At 31.6% G+C, this 16464-nt stretch carries 15 protein-coding genes; all 15 read left to right on the forward strand.

Translation table 11 applies throughout. The features are described 5' to 3' along the window. Positions 1-73: 73 nt before the first annotated feature. The 15 genes from ruvC to dtd all read left to right on the forward strand — a co-directional run bounded on the left by ruvC (position 74) and on the right by dtd (position 16456). Positions 74-565, forward strand: coding sequence for a crossover junction endodeoxyribonuclease RuvC (gene ruvC, locus J2Z35_RS07030; protein WP_209660680.1), 492 nt, complete (start codon positions 74-76; stop codon positions 563-565). Positions 566-576: 11 nt separating this feature from the next. Next, entirely contained in the window at positions 577-1170 is a 594-nt protein-coding gene (gene ruvA, locus J2Z35_RS07035) for a Holliday junction branch migration protein RuvA (protein WP_209660681.1), read from the forward strand. 11 nt (positions 1171-1181) lie between these two features. Further along, positions 1182-2192, forward strand: a complete 1011-nt coding sequence (gene ruvB, locus J2Z35_RS07040; protein ID WP_209660718.1) for a Holliday junction branch migration DNA helicase RuvB — start codon at positions 1182-1184, stop codon at positions 2190-2192. 2 nt (positions 2193-2194) lie between these two features. Next, on the forward strand, positions 2195-3664 hold the full coding sequence (locus J2Z35_RS07045) for a SpoIID/LytB domain-containing protein (protein WP_209660682.1): 1470 nt from the start codon (positions 2195-2197) through the stop codon (positions 3662-3664). A 15-nt stretch (positions 3665-3679) separates the two neighbouring features. After that, positions 3680-4702, forward strand: coding sequence for a tRNA preQ1(34) S-adenosylmethionine ribosyltransferase-isomerase QueA (gene queA, locus J2Z35_RS07050; protein WP_281063627.1), 1023 nt, complete (start codon positions 3680-3682; stop codon positions 4700-4702). A gap of 21 nt (positions 4703-4723) precedes the next feature. Beyond that, on the forward strand, positions 4724-5842 hold the full coding sequence (gene tgt / locus J2Z35_RS07055; RefSeq protein ID WP_209660684.1) for a tRNA guanosine(34) transglycosylase Tgt: 1119 nt from the start codon (positions 4724-4726) through the stop codon (positions 5840-5842). Between the two features lie 75 nt (positions 5843-5917). After that, on the forward strand, positions 5918-6184 hold the full coding sequence (gene yajC, locus J2Z35_RS07060) for a preprotein translocase subunit YajC (RefSeq protein ID WP_209660685.1): 267 nt from the start codon (positions 5918-5920) through the stop codon (positions 6182-6184). Positions 6185-6220: 36 nt separating this feature from the next. Next, the gene (locus J2Z35_RS07065; protein ID WP_330623409.1) at positions 6221-6802 is read left to right on the forward strand and encodes a gamma carbonic anhydrase family protein; all 582 of its coding nucleotides are present in this window, start codon (positions 6221-6223) and stop codon (positions 6800-6802) included. 16 nt (positions 6803-6818) lie between these two features. Next, the gene (secD, locus tag J2Z35_RS07070; protein WP_209660686.1) at positions 6819-8063 is read left to right on the forward strand and encodes a protein translocase subunit SecD; all 1245 of its coding nucleotides are present in this window, start codon (positions 6819-6821) and stop codon (positions 8061-8063) included. A 10-nt stretch (positions 8064-8073) separates the two neighbouring features. Beyond that, complete coding sequence (gene secF / locus J2Z35_RS07075) at positions 8074-8937, forward strand: protein translocase subunit SecF (RefSeq protein WP_209660687.1); 864 nt, start codon at positions 8074-8076, stop codon at positions 8935-8937. Between the two features lie 61 nt (positions 8938-8998). Further along, positions 8999-10678, forward strand: a complete 1680-nt coding sequence (locus J2Z35_RS07080; protein ID WP_209660688.1) for an ABC1 kinase family protein — start codon at positions 8999-9001, stop codon at positions 10676-10678. A 3-nt stretch (positions 10679-10681) separates the two neighbouring features. Further along, entirely contained in the window at positions 10682-13027 is a 2346-nt protein-coding gene (recJ, locus tag J2Z35_RS07085; protein WP_209660689.1) for a single-stranded-DNA-specific exonuclease RecJ, read from the forward strand. A 42-nt stretch (positions 13028-13069) separates the two neighbouring features. After that, positions 13070-13582: an adenine phosphoribosyltransferase gene (locus J2Z35_RS07090; protein WP_209660690.1), complete on the forward strand. Its 513-nt coding sequence runs from the start codon at positions 13070-13072 to the stop codon at positions 13580-13582. Between the two features lie 225 nt (positions 13583-13807). Further along, a complete protein-coding gene (locus J2Z35_RS07095; protein WP_209660691.1) occupies positions 13808-15985 on the forward strand; it encodes a RelA/SpoT family protein in 2178 nt (725 codons plus the stop codon). 9 nt (positions 15986-15994) lie between these two features. Next, positions 15995-16456, forward strand: a complete 462-nt coding sequence (gene dtd / locus J2Z35_RS07100) for a D-aminoacyl-tRNA deacylase (protein ID WP_209660692.1) — start codon at positions 15995-15997, stop codon at positions 16454-16456. Positions 16457-16464 lie beyond the last annotated feature (8 nt).

Below are 16464 nucleotides of genomic sequence, written 5' to 3' on the forward strand. Positions count from 1 at the left end.
ATATAAGTACTAAAGTATAGAGACTGCTTAAGCAGTCTCTATTAAGTTTTATATTAAAAAAGCAGGAGGCATCATGATAGTATTAGGAATTGACCCTGGGATTGCTATAGTTGGATATGGTATTATAGAATATAAATCAAATTCTTTTAAAGTGTTAGATTATGGTACCATCCAAACAAAAGCTAAAATCCCTTACCCTGAAAGACTAGAGCATTTGTATAAAGAATTAGATAAATTGATATCTTCATATGACATAGATTCAATATCTATTGAAGAGCTTTTTTTCAATAAAAATGTGAAAACAGCTATTGAAGTAGCTCATGCACGTGGAGTTCTTGTCCTTTGTGGGCAACTCAATAAAAAAAAGATTTATGAATATACTCCTTTACAAGTAAAGCAAGGGGTATCAGGATATGGAAAAGCAGATAAGAAGCAAGTCCAGGAAATGGTAAGACTTCTTTTAGGCCTTAAAAGTGTTCCAAAGCCAGATGATGCTGCAGACGCACTAGCAGTAGCCATTTGCCACTGCCATTCAGCAAAACATAGAGAATTATTTAGAGCATAGGAGAGAAAATTATGTTTAGTTATATAAAAGGACTTGTTGTTGAAAAAAAAATAGATAAAATTATACTGGAAAATAGAGGAATAGGATATGAAATTTTAGTTTCATCACATACCCTAAGCAGTCTTAGTATAGGGTCTGAAGAAAAAATATATACTAAGTTTATTGTAAGAGAAGACGAGTTCATACTTGTTGGATTTTTCACCCATGAGGAACAGAAGCTCTTCAGTACTCTTACAAATGTTTCTAAGGTTGGTCCTAAGCTTGCCCTTAGTATCTTATCTACATATCCTCCTAAGATTATTAAAGGTCTTATTTTAAATTCAGAAATTAATATGCTCTCAAAAGTCCCAGGACTTGGGAAAAAAACTGCCGAAAGACTTGTTTTAGAATTAAAAGACAAATTTGATATTTTAGAGTCAGAAGTGCAACCTACCTTCTTTACTAATAGCCCTACTTTGGAAGTGGAAGCCATAGAAGCTCTAATTAGTTTAGGGTTTACAAAAAGGGAATCTGAAATTGTAGTCAAAAAAATAGTTACACAAAATAATACAGATAATATTGAAAATATAATAAAAAAATCTTTACTTTTATTAAATAAAAACTAGGAGAAATTATGATGTATGATGAATTTGAATCAGAAAGGCTATTAGACTCTTCTTATAAAAGAGAAGATGATAACGAAAACCCTTTAAGACCCAAAATTTTAGATGAGTATATTGGTCAGGACAAAGTAGTAAATCAGCTTAATATATTTATTGAAGCTGCAAGAAAAAGACATGAGTCCTTAGATCATGTCCTTTTATATGGACCTCCTGGTCTCGGAAAGACTACACTTTCTCATATAATAGCAAATGAAATGGGGAGTGAAATTAAAGTAACATCAGGTCCGGCTATTGAAAGATCTGGAGATTTGGCTGCACTTCTTACAAATTTGAATGAAGGGGATGTACTTTTTATTGATGAAATTCATCGCATAAATAGAAATGTGGAAGAAGTGCTATATCCCGCTATGGAAGATTATTGCTTAGATATAATAATTGGAAAAGGCCCCTCTGCTAGATCCATAAGACTAGATATTCCTAAGTTTACTTTAATTGGCGCAACAACAAGAACTGGTATGCTCACATCTCCTTTAAGAGATAGATTTGGTGTGATTTTAAATCTAGAGCTATATTGCGAAAAAGATCTTCTAGAAATAATAAAGAGATCTTCAAATATACTGTCTATACCAATTGAAGAAGAAGGGGCCATTGAAATAGCTAGAAGATCAAGAGGAACACCAAGAATCGCCAATAGACTTTTAAGAAGAGTTAGAGACTTTGCTCAGGTCAGAGGAGATGGAATAATAACTTCAAAACTTGCGGATGAGGCTCTTCAAATGTTTGAAATCGATAAAGCTGGTTTAGATAAGACGGATCAAAAGATGCTTATATCCATTGTTGAAAAATTTAATGGTGGTCCAGTAGGGTTAGATACAATAGCAGCACTTATAGGAGAAGACAGGATGACTATTGAAGAAGTTTATGAACCTTTTTTAATACAACGTGGTTTCTTGCAAAAAACTCCTCGAGGTAGAATGGCTACAGACCTTACTTATCTACATTTTAATAGAGTTAGGAGAGATTAGTTATGAAAAAAACAGTTTTCACTTTAGTTTTAATAGGTTGTTTTTTATTTTCCCATCTAACAGCCTATGGAATTTTTCAAACTAACCAAGTCCCTGAATATATAAAGATAGGTCTTTTTTTTGAATCTACGGGACGTGAAAGTGTAAATATTGGCGGACAAAATTTAAATCTAATAGATAATACCACAGGTCAAAACTTAATCTCTAGTCTACCAAATAGTATTGAAGTTGTCCCATATAGAGGAACTATATATCTTTCTGAGCAATCTTACGTATCTTTCTCTGAAGCCTATATGGAAACAGAGCTTTTAAATATGCTTTCAAGTGAAAAAGCTTTTGTTTATTTAAAAAATGGAAGATATTTTATCGCCTCTCAAAATCCAGGTATTAACTTTAACTTAGGTACTTCTACTACAGAAAATTCTATACTTCTTTTAACACATGATAAATCCCCTATCGCAGGTTATTTTGAGGCTGAAAATTTGATGATTACATCTTCAGAAGAAAAAATAAAGATTCATACATCGGATTATAGAGGAGGAGTTTCTTTTAAGATTGGAACTAATAATAGATTAACTGTTATAAATGTACTTAAATTAGAAGAGTATTTATATGGAGTGGTTCCAAATGAGATGCCTGCTTCATGGAACATCGAAGCGCTGAAAGCTCAAGCTATTTCAGCTAGAAATTTTGCTGTTAAAAATTTAAATAAATATTCTAAGCTTGGATTTAATCTATGCTCAACTACTGCATCTCAAGTATATAAGGGGCTTTCCTCAGAACATAGAAATTCAAATTCTGCTGTTGATAGTACAAAAGGTCAGCTTCTTTATTATAATAATGATATTGCTGAGGTTTATTACCATTCATCAAGTGGTGGTCAAACAGAAAATTCAGAAAATATATGGTCTGCAAGCTTTCCTTATTTAAAAGGAGTACAGGACCCTTATTCACTTGGTTCTCCTCATGACAATTGGGAAGTAGAATTTACTAAAGAACAAATAGATAAGCTTTTAAAAGATAGAAATATTCAAATAGGAAGCTTTGTAGGAATTGAGGTTAGCCAAAAATCTCAAAATAATAGAGCTATGAAGGTTGTTATTAAAGGAAGCTTAGGAAACCATTCCTTAGAAAAAGAGTCGATTCGCTCATTTTTTAGTCTAAAAAGTAATTTTTTCACACTAAATACTCAAACCAATACCTCCCAAAATATTAATGTGATCCAAACTACGAATACGGATTATTCTGAGAGGGCCTTGTTTAACGACTTAAGAAGCGTTCTATCAGGTTCTTCAGATGAGAGGGATTTTGAGAATATAGATAATTTTTATACAGATAAAATTATTTTTTCTGGAAAGGGCTGGGGTCATGGAGTTGGACTGAGCCAGTATGGGGCAAAAAAAATGGGTGAGCTAGGCTTTACTTATCAAGAAATTTTACAACATTACTTTACTGATGTTCATATCAAGTAGGAAAGGATGCTGAATTTGAGAACAAAAGATTTTTATTTCGATTTACCAGAAGAGTTGATTGCTCAAGTGCCTTTAGAGAACAGAGATGAATCTAGACTAATGATGCTAAATAAAAAAACTGGAGAAATATCTCACAATAATTTTAAAGATATATTAAATTTATTATCTGAAAATGATGTTTTAGTGCTTAATAATACTAGAGTAATTCCAGCAAGACTTATTGGAACAAAATTTGCAACTGATGGAAAAGTAGAGGCTTTGCTTTTAAATAGATTATCTATTGATACATGGGAAGCTTTAACAAAGCCAGCAAAAAGATTAAAACTTGGAACTAAAATATCCTTTGGTGAGGGTTTATTAGAAGGAGAAGTTGTTGATGTATTAGAAGAAGGAAAAAGAGTTATAAAGTTCAAATTTGAAGGAGTATTTGAAGAAATTTTGGATAAACTAGGAAAAATGCCTTTACCTCCATATATAACTTATCAGCTTGAAGACAAAGAGAGGTATCAAACTGTATACTCAAAAATAAGTGGTTCAGCTGCAGCTCCTACTGCTGGCCTTCATTTTACTGAAGAGCTTATGGAAAATCTTAAGAATAAAGGTGTTCAAATTGAGTATGTAACCCTTCATGTAGGTTTAGGAACCTTTAGACCCGTAATGACAGATGATATAAAAGAACATAATATGCATAAAGAATATTTTGCGATAGATGATGATACATTTATGCGGTTAAATGCTTCAAAAAAACAAGGGAAAAGAATAGTATGTGTAGGTACTACTAGTGTACGAACTCTTGAATCAGCCTCTGAAAACGGTTATATAGTTCATAAATCAGGGTGGACTGATATTTTTATATACCCTCCATATGATTTTAAATTCGTAGACTCTATAATCACTAATTTTCATTTGCCAGAATCTACTTTAATTATGATGATAAGTGCTTTTGCAGGAAAAGAGAATGTTTTAAACGCTTACAAAAGTGCTATTGCTGAAAAATATAGATTTTTTAGCTTTGGCGATGCCATGTATATTTTTTAGAAATTAGAAGGGAATGAAAAAATGTCAGCAATTAGATACGAACTAATAAAAACATGTAAACAAAGTGGAGCAAGGCTAGGAAAAATTCATACCCCACACGGTATAATAGATACTCCTATTTTTATGCCTGTAGGGACTCTTGCAACTGTAAAGTCTATGACACCAGAAGAGCTCAAGGAAATGGATGCTAGAATTATTTTATCAAATACATATCATCTTTATATGAGACCTGGCCATAAATTAATTGAAAAAGCAGGTGGTCTACATAAGTTTATGAATTGGGATAGGGCAATTTTAACAGACAGCGGGGGTTTTCAAGTTTTTAGTTTGGGACCTCTTAGAAAAATATCTGAAGAAGGAGTAGAGTTTAGATCACATATAGATGGATCAAAACACTTTATTAGTCCAGAAAAGGCAATTGAAATACAAAATTCTTTAGGTGCTGATATTATTATGTCTTTTGACGAATGTGCTCCTTATCCAGCAGATTATGATTATGTAAAAAAATCCTTAGAAAGAACTACAAGATGGGCAAAAAGAGGAAAAGACGCTCATAAATATCCTGAAAAACAAGCTTTATTTGGAATAGTACAAGGTGGTATGTATAAGGATTTGAGATATCAATCAGCCATGGAGCTTATGGAGATTGATTTTCCAGGATATTCAATTGGAGGTCTATCAGTTGGAGAACCAAAAGATATTATGAACGAAGTTTTAGAAAATACTACTCCACTACTTCCAAAGGATAAGCCACGATATCTTATGGGAGTTGGAAGTCCCGACGATTTATTAGAAGGTGTAATAAGAGGAGTAGATATGTTTGATTGTGTGCTTCCAACTAGGATAGCTAGAAATGGAACAGCACTTACAAGTCTTGGGAAAATAGTAGTGAGAAATGCTACTTATCAAGAAGATTTCACACCTCTAGATCCAAATTGTTCCTGCTATACCTGCAGAAATTATTCAAGAGCTTATATACGACATTTGGTAAAATGCAATGAAATATTAGCCTCAAGACTAATAACAACCCATAATCTTCATTTTCTTCTAAAGCTGATGGAGGATGTGAGAGAAGCTATAATGAATGATAGACTTCTTGATTTTAAAAATGATTTTTTTAGAAGCTATGGATTATTATAAAATTATAGAAGAAATATAAAAAATAAGTTATTATAATAATTGTATAAAAATCGCCCTTAGTAGGAGGTGAATAAAATGAACCCTCAGCAATTAAGTGGACTGCTCGTACCTTTAGTATTTGTTGTAATATTTTATTTTCTACTTATTAGACCTCAGCAAAAAAGAGAAAAAGCTCTAAAAAATATGCGCGAAAGTCTAAAAGTTGGAAATGAAGTGGTTACAATTGGAGGGATTGTTGGAAAAATAATCAAAATCAATGAAGAATCAGTTACTGTCGAAATAGGGGCAGATAAGACAAAAATAGTTTTTGAGAAATGGGGTATTGCAAAAGTAAAACCCTAAAACATAAGTCTTCCACTTATTTTATTCCTTAAAAAGGTGGAAGATTTTTTTTGGACATATAGAAGTTATTATTATATAATCGTAGATGCAAATCTAATAGAGAAAGAGGAGATTGCTGTGATAAAAGATTATAAAGGAAATAGTCCAGATATATCAAATTGTTGTTTTTTAGCTGGAAATGCAGATGTGATAGGAAACGTCTATATTGGAGAAAAAAGCAGTATTTGGTATGGAACTATATTAAGAGCTGATGAAGGAAGTATTACTATAGGAAAAGGGAGTAATATACAAGATCTATGTATTGTCCATGTTGACAAAGATTATCCTGTGGTTGTTGGAGATAATGTTACAGTGGGACATAGAGTTATTCTCCATGGCGCTGAGATATCTGACAATGTCATTGTAGGTATGGGCAGCATAATAATGGATGGTGCTAAGATTGGCAAAAATTCTATTATTGGAGCTGGATCTTTAATTCCTCAAGGCAAAGAATTTCCAGAAGGTGTTCTTATATTAGGGAGTCCTGGAAAAGTTATAAGAAATCTTTCTGAAGAAGAAATTGAAGGTATAAAAAAATCAGCTGAGCATTATACAGAGCTGGCTGAAAATCATAAATAGCTAGGAGGAAATTTATATGCAAAGTAAAAATCGGATATTATTAGTATGTAGTGTTATAGTAATTCTTTTAAGTGGCTTTATAGCTATAAATGGATTAAATATAGGCGGAGCATCTATATCACCTGCTGGAACGAATATAAAGCAAGGACTTGATTTAAGAGGTGGAGTCTTTGTAGTATATGAAGCACAATCTTCAGCTACTGGAGATGAAATGGATAGAATTATAAGCCAAACAATTGAGGTTTTTAGAAGAAGAGTAGATGGAATGGGTCTAACTGAACCTATAATTGTTAGAGAAGGAGAAAAAAGGATAAGAATCGAACTACCAGGGGTAGAGGATTCCGAGCAGGCTATAAGTACTATAGGGAAGACAGCTCAGCTTCAGTTTATTATGCCTGACGGTGAAGTAGTTGTTTCTGGTGCAGAAGTATCTAAAGCAGAGGTAATGATAGACAACAGAAATAACCAGCCTTTCATCTCCTTAGAGTTTAATGCAGAAGGAAGCAGAAAGTTTGCCGAAGCCACTAGAAAATTAGCTCCTACAAGTGAGCCTTTATTTATAGTTTTAGATGACGAGGTAATTTCAAGTCCTATAGTAAATGAAGAAATTCCTAACGGAAAAGCTCAAATAACAGGACAATTTACAGTTGAAGGAGCTTCAGAACTTGCTGGACTTATCAGAGCAGGAGCATTGCCAGTGGATTTTGAAGAGGTTCAAAGCTCAACAATCACGGCAACTCTTGGAGAGACAGCTTTAGAAAAAAGTATTCAGGGAGCTATAATAGGAATATTATTAGTTATGCTTTTTATGATTATTTATTATAGACTTCCAGGACTTGTTGCTGTTTTATCTCTTATGGCATATATGATTATTTTTACATATACCTATATATTGATGAATGCAACATTAACACTGCCTGGAATAGCTGCATTAATACTATCTGTTGGTATGGCAGTTGATGCAAATGTAATTATTTTCGAAAGAATAAAAGAGGAATTAAGTTTTGGAAAATCAGTTAGAGTATCTATAGATTCTGGTTTTGACAAAGCTATGTCAACTATTTTAGACTCTCAAGTAACTACTTTTATTGCTGGAATTGTACTTTATAATTTTGGAACTGGACCAATTAGAGGGTTTGCTATTACATTAATGATTGGACTTGTAGTATCCATGCTTACAGCAATAGTAATAACCAGATTTCTCCTTAAAATCACAGTTGGAGCAATGAATCTTAAAAATACCAAATATTTTGGAGTATAGGGGGAGAATCATGAAAATAATAGAAAATAAAAAAGTATTTTTTGCAATTTCTTTAGTAATTATTATTGTAGGTCTATCTCTTGCTGCAATAAGAGGATTTAACTATGGTATAGACTTTACAGGTGGTACTGTAATTCAGATTGAAATGGATGAATATATTCCAACTGAAGAAATAAGAGAGATTGTAGATGGTTATGATTCTAGTGCTACAATCAATCATATCGGTAATCAAAGGGAAATCATCCAGATTAGAACTACTGAAAGCTTTAATAACGAAACACGAGTGAGTTTATATAACGAATTCAAAGAAAAGTATAACCTTGATGATGCTGATAGACTTAGCTCTGGTCAATATGGACCCCAAATAGGTGCTGAGATAAGAAATAAAGCAGTTATTTCTATAATAATAGCTACAATAGGGATGCTTCTTTACATAACTTTTAGATTTCAGTTTTCCTATGGAATTTCAGCAATTGTTGCCTTGATTCACGACGTTCTTATAGTATTGGCTGTATATTCTATATTTAGAATCCCTGTAAACAGTCCGTTTGTTGCTGCTATGCTAACTGTGGTTGGTTATTCAATAAACGATACTATCGTAGTTTTTGATAGAATAAGGGAAAATCTAAAAACAGCAAAGAGAAGTGCTTTTGCTGAAACTGCAGAGTTATCTATAAAACAAACTATTAGAAGATCCTTAAATACATCTTTTACAACTATACTTGCTATCACTGCACTTTATATACTTGGAGTAGATTCAATTAAAGAGTTTACACTGCCGCTTATTGCAGGTATATTAACAGGAACTTATTCTTCAATTTTTATAGCTAGTCCTGTTTGGGTTTTAATAAAGAGTAAAAAGGGCAATATATAAATATTGCCCTTTTCTTTTTTATTGGAAAAAGGAAAACTATGTTAGTTGAGGAGGAGTTTTCTTGAAATTTCCAACATATAAACCTAAGTACAGATATTTAAAAAGATATAAAGAAATCATACAAGTTTTTGCAAAATACGGATTTACATTTTTAGCCGAAAAATTAAATGTAGACGGAATAGTAGGAAAAATATCTGGTGCTTCAAACAAAGATATATTAAACATGTCTGTTAATGAGAGAATAAAAAATGTTCTTGAAGAATTAGGAGTTACTTTTATTAAGCTCGGTCAAATACTTTCTACAAGAATAGACATCATAGATATAGATTTAGCAGAAGAACTCTCAAAACTACAGGACAATGTAAAGTGTTTTTCTTTTGATGAGGCTAGGGAAATTTTTGAAGAAGAAATTGGATTATCACTTTCAGAAGTGTTTTATAGCTTCAATGAAGTTCCAATAGCTTCCGCTTCTATAGGTCAGGTTTATGAAGGAATATTAAGGTCTGGGGAAAAAGTCATAATAAAAATTCAAAAACCAAATATAGAAGAAGTTATAAAAACAGATATCGAGATATTAAAAGGAATTGCTAAATTATTGGATGATAATTTCAAAGATATAGGGATAAATCTCTCTGAAATAGCAGATGAATTTTCCACACAGCTTTTACGGGAGCTGGATTATACATTTGAAGGGCGAAACTGTGAAAAATTTCGTGAAATTTATATAAGTAATAAAGATATATATATACCAAGCGTAAACTGGGAATTTACAAGTGATAAAGTTCTAATGCTTGAACAAATAAATGGTATCAAAATATCTGATTTGAAAGTTCTAACAAAGCCACATTATGATAAAAAAAAGATTGCAAAACTATGGATAAAAACTTATATGGAACAAATATTTATAAATGGATTTTTCCATGGTGATCCTCACCCTGGGAATATATTTGTCTTAGAAAGAGATCGAATTGCGTTTATTGATTTTGGAATAGTTGGTATCTTGGACAGATTGACATTAGACTTTGTAACAGAGATTTTTCTAGCCTCCATTGATAGAGATGTAGAAAAAATAATAACAAATCTTTTGGAAATGGATGCTATATCTAGAGATACAGATATGCGAAAAGTAAGGGAAGACTTAACTTATTATATACATTATTACTATTCCATATCCCTAAACCAGATGAATATTTCAGAAATGCTCACCGAATTTCTAAAATTTGCAAGAGCTAACAAACTCAAGCTTCCATCTCAATTCTCTATTTTAATCAAAGCATTAATCACACTTGAGGGTGGAGTAAGAAAGTTGGATTCTGAGTTTTCTCTTTCAGAGGTTTTAAAAGAATTTTCAAAAGAATATTATAAAAATAAGATAAATCCTCAAAAGTTACTTTTAGAGTCTAGGAGGCTTACAGAAAGTCTTTTCTCGGATCTAAAGGTAATTCCAAGACAGCTCAGAGTACTTTTAAGAAATCTTGAAAAAAATAATATAAAAATGTCCATAGATGATATTTCATTTATGAATTTAGAAAAATCAGTAAATCACATGACTAATTTAATATCAATGAGCTTGATTATTTCAGCGCTCTTAATGGGATCATCTCTTGTAATCACTACAAAAATTGAGCCTACTATTTGGGGATATCCTGTCCTCGGGATTTTGGGATATCTAATAGCTATAGTAATGGGACTTGCTCTTATCATTTCTATAGTATTAAATCCAACAAAATATAAAAGGTGAGTTATGATAAAAAAAAAGTGGATAATAAAAAATAATAATAAAACATCTATAATTGAAAAATTATTGGAAAACAGAAATATTTCAGTAAAAGAAAAAGATCTTTTTTTAAACGCAAATATAGAAAACCTTTATGATCCTTATTTAATGAAGGATTTACTTTTAGCAGTTGAGAGAATATTAAGTGCAATTGAAAACCAAGAAAAGATTTGTATATATGGCGATTATGATGTCGATGGAATTTCATCTGTATCTATTTTAAAACTTGCTTTTTTAAAAATAGGATACAATGTAGATTACTATATTCCTAAAAGAGTTGAGGAAGGTTATGGACTCAATGAGGAAGCCCTTATGGATATCAAGAAAAATGGTGTTAGCTTAGTAATAACAGTTGACTGTGGAATAACCTCTATAGAAGAAACCGACTTTGCAAACTCAATTGGTATAGACATGATAATTACAGACCATCATGAGTGCAAGGATATATTACCTAAAGCTATTGCAATAATTAATCCTAAACAAAAAGAGTGCACATATCCCTATCCAAATTTATGTGGAGCTGGAATAGCTCTTAAGCTATCAGAAGGATTACTGTATAAACGTGGGATATATGATATAAATGAGCTTATTGAAATAGCATCCATTGCTACAATTGCAGATATTGTAGAACTTAAAGGTGAAAACCGTATTATAGTAAAAAAGGGGCTTGAAAAGTTAAAAAAACCAGTGAACCTAGGAATAAAAGCTTTGATATCTACATCTGGTCTAAATTTTAATAATATAAGCTCAACTGAAATTGCTTTTCTTTTGGCTCCTAGGATAAATTCTAGCGGAAGAATGGGAGATGCTGATCTTGGTGTAAGCCTCTTTTTATCTGAAAGTTATTCAAACGCCTTAGAAACCTCTAAAAAACTGGAAGCCTTAAATAAAAGAAGACAGGAAATAGAACATACAATTTATGAAGAGGCCCTAGAAATTATTAAAGAGAAAGAAAAAAATTCTACCATTTTAGTCGCTTACTCTGAAAATTGGCATAGCGGAGTTATTGGAATTGTAGCCTCAAAGATAACAGAAAAATATAATAAACCAACCTTCATAATAGCAATAGAAGATAATAATATTGGAAAAGGTTCTGGTAGAAGTATTGAGGGTTTTAATTTATTTGATGCCCTTGGTGGTGTGAGCTATTTGTTAGAAAAATATGGTGGTCATGAACAAGCTGCTGGGATTACAATAAATATGGATAATATACAAGCCTTTGAAAATGAAATTAACTCTTTGGGGGACTTTCGTATAGATAATACTATGCTTGAGCCTAAAATATTTATTGATAGTGTGGTTGATAAAGACTCTTTAAATCTAGATATTTTAAATCAAATATCTCAGCTAGAGCCTTTTGGTATGGGAAATTCAAAACCTGTTTTTTCAATATCTGAAGTGAAGCTTAATGATGTAAAATTAATAGGTAAGGGTCAGAAGCATTTTAAGGGATATATAGAGAGTTCAATAGAGACTATTTGTTTCAATAAACCAGAGCTTTACGAAAAAATAAATTTTAATAACCCTATAGATTTGGTATTCGAAATGGGACTAAATGATTATCAAGGCAAAAATAACCTTCAGCTTTTTGTTAAGGATATTAAAGAAAGTTTCGAAAAATATAGAGTGTGGGATTCGTATCAACATAGATTAAAAACATTAAGAGAAAATGATTCTGAAAGATTCATTCCTCTAAATGAAACTATATCTTGTAAAAATATTCATGGTGAATCAAATGAATTTTATATGTTGCTTGATGGTAATGAAAAAACAGGAGTGTTTGTATATGATTATGAAGTATATACCGAATTAATTAGAAACTTGTTTTATAGAAATATTAATTTCTCTTTAGATCATAGCTCAAATAATTATAAAATAGATATTATACTTATGCCAAATATTGATAAAATAGACCTTTGCATATATAATAATATTATTCTGGATGTCTCTATTAAGAAAATTTCAGAAAAACTTATAGAAACTTATTTTGAAAATATATATCTATATAATAATTATGAAAACAAAGATGTCTCTTTAAAAAATATCCCTTCAAGAGATACTATAGCAAATCTATATAAATTAGTAAAAAAACATTCAAATATTTATACAAGCATAGAGTTATTAACTAAGAGCTTGAAGACGAATCATATTTCACTTCTAAACAGTCTAGAAATTCTCAAAGAAATAGATTTAATAGAATATGATTTAATTAAAGAACATGTAAAAATATCATTTAATCAACCTGATTCTAATCAAAGATTCGATTTATCTCAAACTAAAACAATGAGATTTTTGAATAAAATTTTTAATTAAAAATAATGTAGAGAGCTTTATCTCACATGAGGAGGATAATTAATGGATTTAAAATCTAAAATAAGAGAGATTGAAAATTTCCCGAAAGAAGGTATCAGCTTTAAAGATATAACTACTCTTTTAAAGGATAGAAATGCCTTTTCATACGCTGTAAATAAGATAGTGGATGATTTAAAAGACAAGGAGATCGACTATGTAGTAGGCCCAGAAGCTAGAGGCTTCTTAATGGGAGCTGCTGTAGCATATGCTTTAGGTGTAGGCTTTATACCAGTTAGAAAGCCTGGAAAGCTTCCAAGCAAAACTACAAGACTTGACTATGAGCTTGAATATGGAACTGACTCATTAGAAATACATTCTGATGCAATAAGCCAGGGAGATAAAATTGCTATAGTGGATGACTTGCTTGCAACAGGTGGAACGGTAAGAGCTGTAGCTGAGCTAATTGAATCTCTTGGAGGAGAAATTGCTGCAATGGAATTTTTAATTGAACTTGAAGATCTTAACGGAAGAGATAAACTTGACGGGTATCATATAAACTCTTTGGTTAATTACTAATTTTTATACGTATAAATATATCTTATAAATAAAGATTCAATCTTGTTGTGTTAACAATAAGTCAATGTAATCTCCACAAAAAATAGTTGGCTTTAGCCGACTATTTTTTATAAAATATTTAATTGAGCAATAATAAATCTCAATTTTTCATCTAAAAGTTGTGATTTATTATTGCTCTTATAAGACTTTTTTATTCTCCCAAAACTGAAAACGCAGGTGATTATTATGTTAGAGAATTTATTGCTTATGATAGAACAATATAATCCTGATGCTAATTTAGAATTAGTAATCAAGGCTTATAACTATGCCTATAATTCCCATGAGGGCCAATATAGAAAATCTGGAGAAAAATATATAGTTCATCCACTTGAAGTTGCTAAAATTTTAGCAGAACTTGAAATGGATGTCCATACTATTACTGCAGGTCTACTTCATGATGTGGTAGAAGATACTAAGGCAACATTTGAAGATATAGAAAAGCAATTCGGTACAGAAGTTGCAGAATTAGTTGATGGTGTTACAAAACTTGGAAAGCTAGAATATAAATCAAAAGAAGAAACTCAGGCCGAAAATCTTCGAAAAATGTTTATGGCCATGGGAAAAGACATAAGAGTAATTCTTATAAAGCTTGCTGACAGACTTCATAATATGAGAACCTTAAAATATATGTCAGAAGAAAAAGCTAAAGAAAAAGCTACTGAAACTATAGAAATCTTCGCCCCTATAGCCCATAGACTGGGTATATCTAGGATAAAATGGGAGATGGAAGATATAGCTTTAAGATATATTGACCCTCAAGGATACTATGAACTTGTAGACAAGGTCTCTAAAAAAAGAAGGGAAAGAGAAGCTTATATAGAAGGAGTTATAAATCTCTTAAATGAAAGAATCTCGGAAGCTTCTATTGATGGAGATATAAAAGGGAGAGCTAAGCATTTTTATAGTATATATAGAAAAATGAAATACCAAAACAAGGCTTTTGAAGAAATATATGATCTGATGGCTGTAAGAATTTTAGTAGATACATTAAAGGATTGCTATGGAGTTGTAGGAATCGTTCATACCATATGGAAACCTATGCCTGGACGTTTTAAAGACTATATAGCTATGCCTAAGCCAAACATGTATCAGTCTCTTCATACCACTGTACTTGGTCCTGATGGTGAACCTCTTGAAATCCAGATAAGAACCAAAGACATGCATAGAACAGCAGAATTTGGTATAGCAGCACACTGGAAATACAAAGAAGGAAAAATTGACTCAGATGAATCTGACATGGAAAAAAAGCTATCCTGGCTAAGACAGATGATGGAGTGGCAAAAGGATGTATCAGATCCAAAAGAGTTTATGGAATCTTTAAAAATTGATCTTTTTACAAATCAAGTATTTGTATTTACTCCAAAAGGAGATGTAGTAGAACTACCTGCAGGATCTACCCCTTTGGATTTTGCTTACAAAGTCCATTCAGATGTTGGAAATAGTTGTATTGGTGCTAAAATAGATGGAAGAATAGTACCACTTGAATACTCACTAAAAAATGGAAATATAATAGAAGTCCTCACTTCTTCTAATTCAAATGGCCCTAGTAGAGATTGGATAAATATAGTCAAAAGCTCACATGCAAAAAATAAGATAAGACAGTGGTTTAAAAAAGAACGTAGAGAAGAAAATATAGAAAAAGGAAAAGAAATCCTAGAAAGAGAAACAAAAAGACAGGGATATCCCATAAGTGACTTTTTAAAGCACAAATATTTAACCCAAGTAGCAAAAGTAGTTACCCAGGGAAATGAAGATGATCTCTATGCGGCTTTAGGTTATGGAGGTATTACATTAAGCCAAGTAATGCCAAGAATAAAAGAAAAGTACGAAGTTGATCATCCAAAGGTAAAAGAAGAAAAACCTTTAGAAAAAATAAATAACACTAAAACTCAAAGAAAAAAAATAAATAATCAAGGTGTAAGAGTAAAGGAAATAGATAATATATTGATAAGATTTGCAAAATGCTGTAATCCATTACCTGGAGATGACATATTAGGTTATATAACCAAGGGCAGGGGAGTTTCAATCCATAGAGCTGATTGCCCAAATGTAAAAAGTGAGAATGATCCAATTCATGGAAGACTTGTAGAAGTAGAATGGGACAATGATAAAAATAAGGATAAGAGTTTTGAAGCTGAAGTTCAGATTAAGGCAATTGATAGGAGAGGTTTATTTACAGATGTAAGTCGAATATTTGCCGATGAAAAAATAACTGTAAATGGAATTAATGCCAAAACCTCCAAAGACGGCTCTGCTATTATGAATGTTGTTCTTGAAGTTTCAAGCAAAGAACAGCTAAAAAGCATTATGAATCAAATTAAAAGAGTAGAAGGAGTAATGGATGTGTTTAGGATATTTAACTAGGAGGAAACAATGAGAGCTGTAGTCCAAAGAGTGAAATCTTCTAGCGTAAAAATTGTGGAAAACAATGAATATAAAACTATGGGAGAAATAAAAAGTGGTTTTTTAGTTCTTCTAGGTATAAAAAATGATGATACAAGTAAAGACTTAGAATATATAGTTGATAAAATATCAGGATTGAGAATTTTTGAAGATAAAGAGGGAAAAATGAACCTATCTTTATTGGATATAAAAGGAGAGCTATTGCTTGTATCGCAGTTTACCTTGTATGGAGACTGCAGAAAAGGAAAAAGACCAAGCTTTACAGAAGCAGCAAGGCCCGAAAAAGCTATACCTTTATATGAAGAATGTATCTCTAAATTTAAAGAAAAAGGAATTAATGTTGAAACTGGAGTTTTTGGCGCTGAAATGATGGTAAGTATAGAAAACGACGGGCCTGTAACTATACTTATTGACTCAGAAAAAAATTTTTAGGAGGACTT

This window comes from Acetoanaerobium pronyense, from assembly GCF_017874355.1.
Classification (GTDB): domain Bacteria; phylum Bacillota; class Clostridia; order Peptostreptococcales; family Filifactoraceae; genus Acetoanaerobium; species Acetoanaerobium pronyense.

Coding starts and splice junctions, on each gene's coding strand:
- ruvC (WP_209660680.1), top strand. CDS start 74: ATGATAGTATTAGGAATTGACCCTGGGATTGCTATAGTTGGATATGGT.
- ruvA (WP_209660681.1), top strand. CDS start 577: ATGTTTAGTTATATAAAAGGACTTGTTGTTGAAAAAAAAATAGATAAA.
- ruvB (WP_209660718.1), top strand. CDS start 1,182: ATGTATGATGAATTTGAATCAGAAAGGCTATTAGACTCTTCTTATAAA.
- J2Z35_RS07045 (WP_209660682.1), top strand. CDS start 2,195: ATGAAAAAAACAGTTTTCACTTTAGTTTTAATAGGTTGTTTTTTATTT.
- tgt (WP_209660684.1), top strand. CDS start 4,724: ATGTCAGCAATTAGATACGAACTAATAAAAACATGTAAACAAAGTGGA.
- yajC (WP_209660685.1), top strand. CDS start 5,918: ATGAACCCTCAGCAATTAAGTGGACTGCTCGTACCTTTAGTATTTGTT.
- secD (WP_209660686.1), top strand. CDS start 6,819: ATGCAAAGTAAAAATCGGATATTATTAGTATGTAGTGTTATAGTAATT.
- secF (WP_209660687.1), top strand. CDS start 8,074: ATGAAAATAATAGAAAATAAAAAAGTATTTTTTGCAATTTCTTTAGTA.
- recJ (WP_209660689.1), top strand. CDS start 10,682: ATGATAAAAAAAAAGTGGATAATAAAAAATAATAATAAAACATCTATA.
- J2Z35_RS07090 (WP_209660690.1), top strand. CDS start 13,070: ATGGATTTAAAATCTAAAATAAGAGAGATTGAAAATTTCCCGAAAGAA.
- J2Z35_RS07095 (WP_209660691.1), top strand. CDS start 13,808: ATGTTAGAGAATTTATTGCTTATGATAGAACAATATAATCCTGATGCT.
- dtd (WP_209660692.1), top strand. CDS start 15,995: ATGAGAGCTGTAGTCCAAAGAGTGAAATCTTCTAGCGTAAAAATTGTG.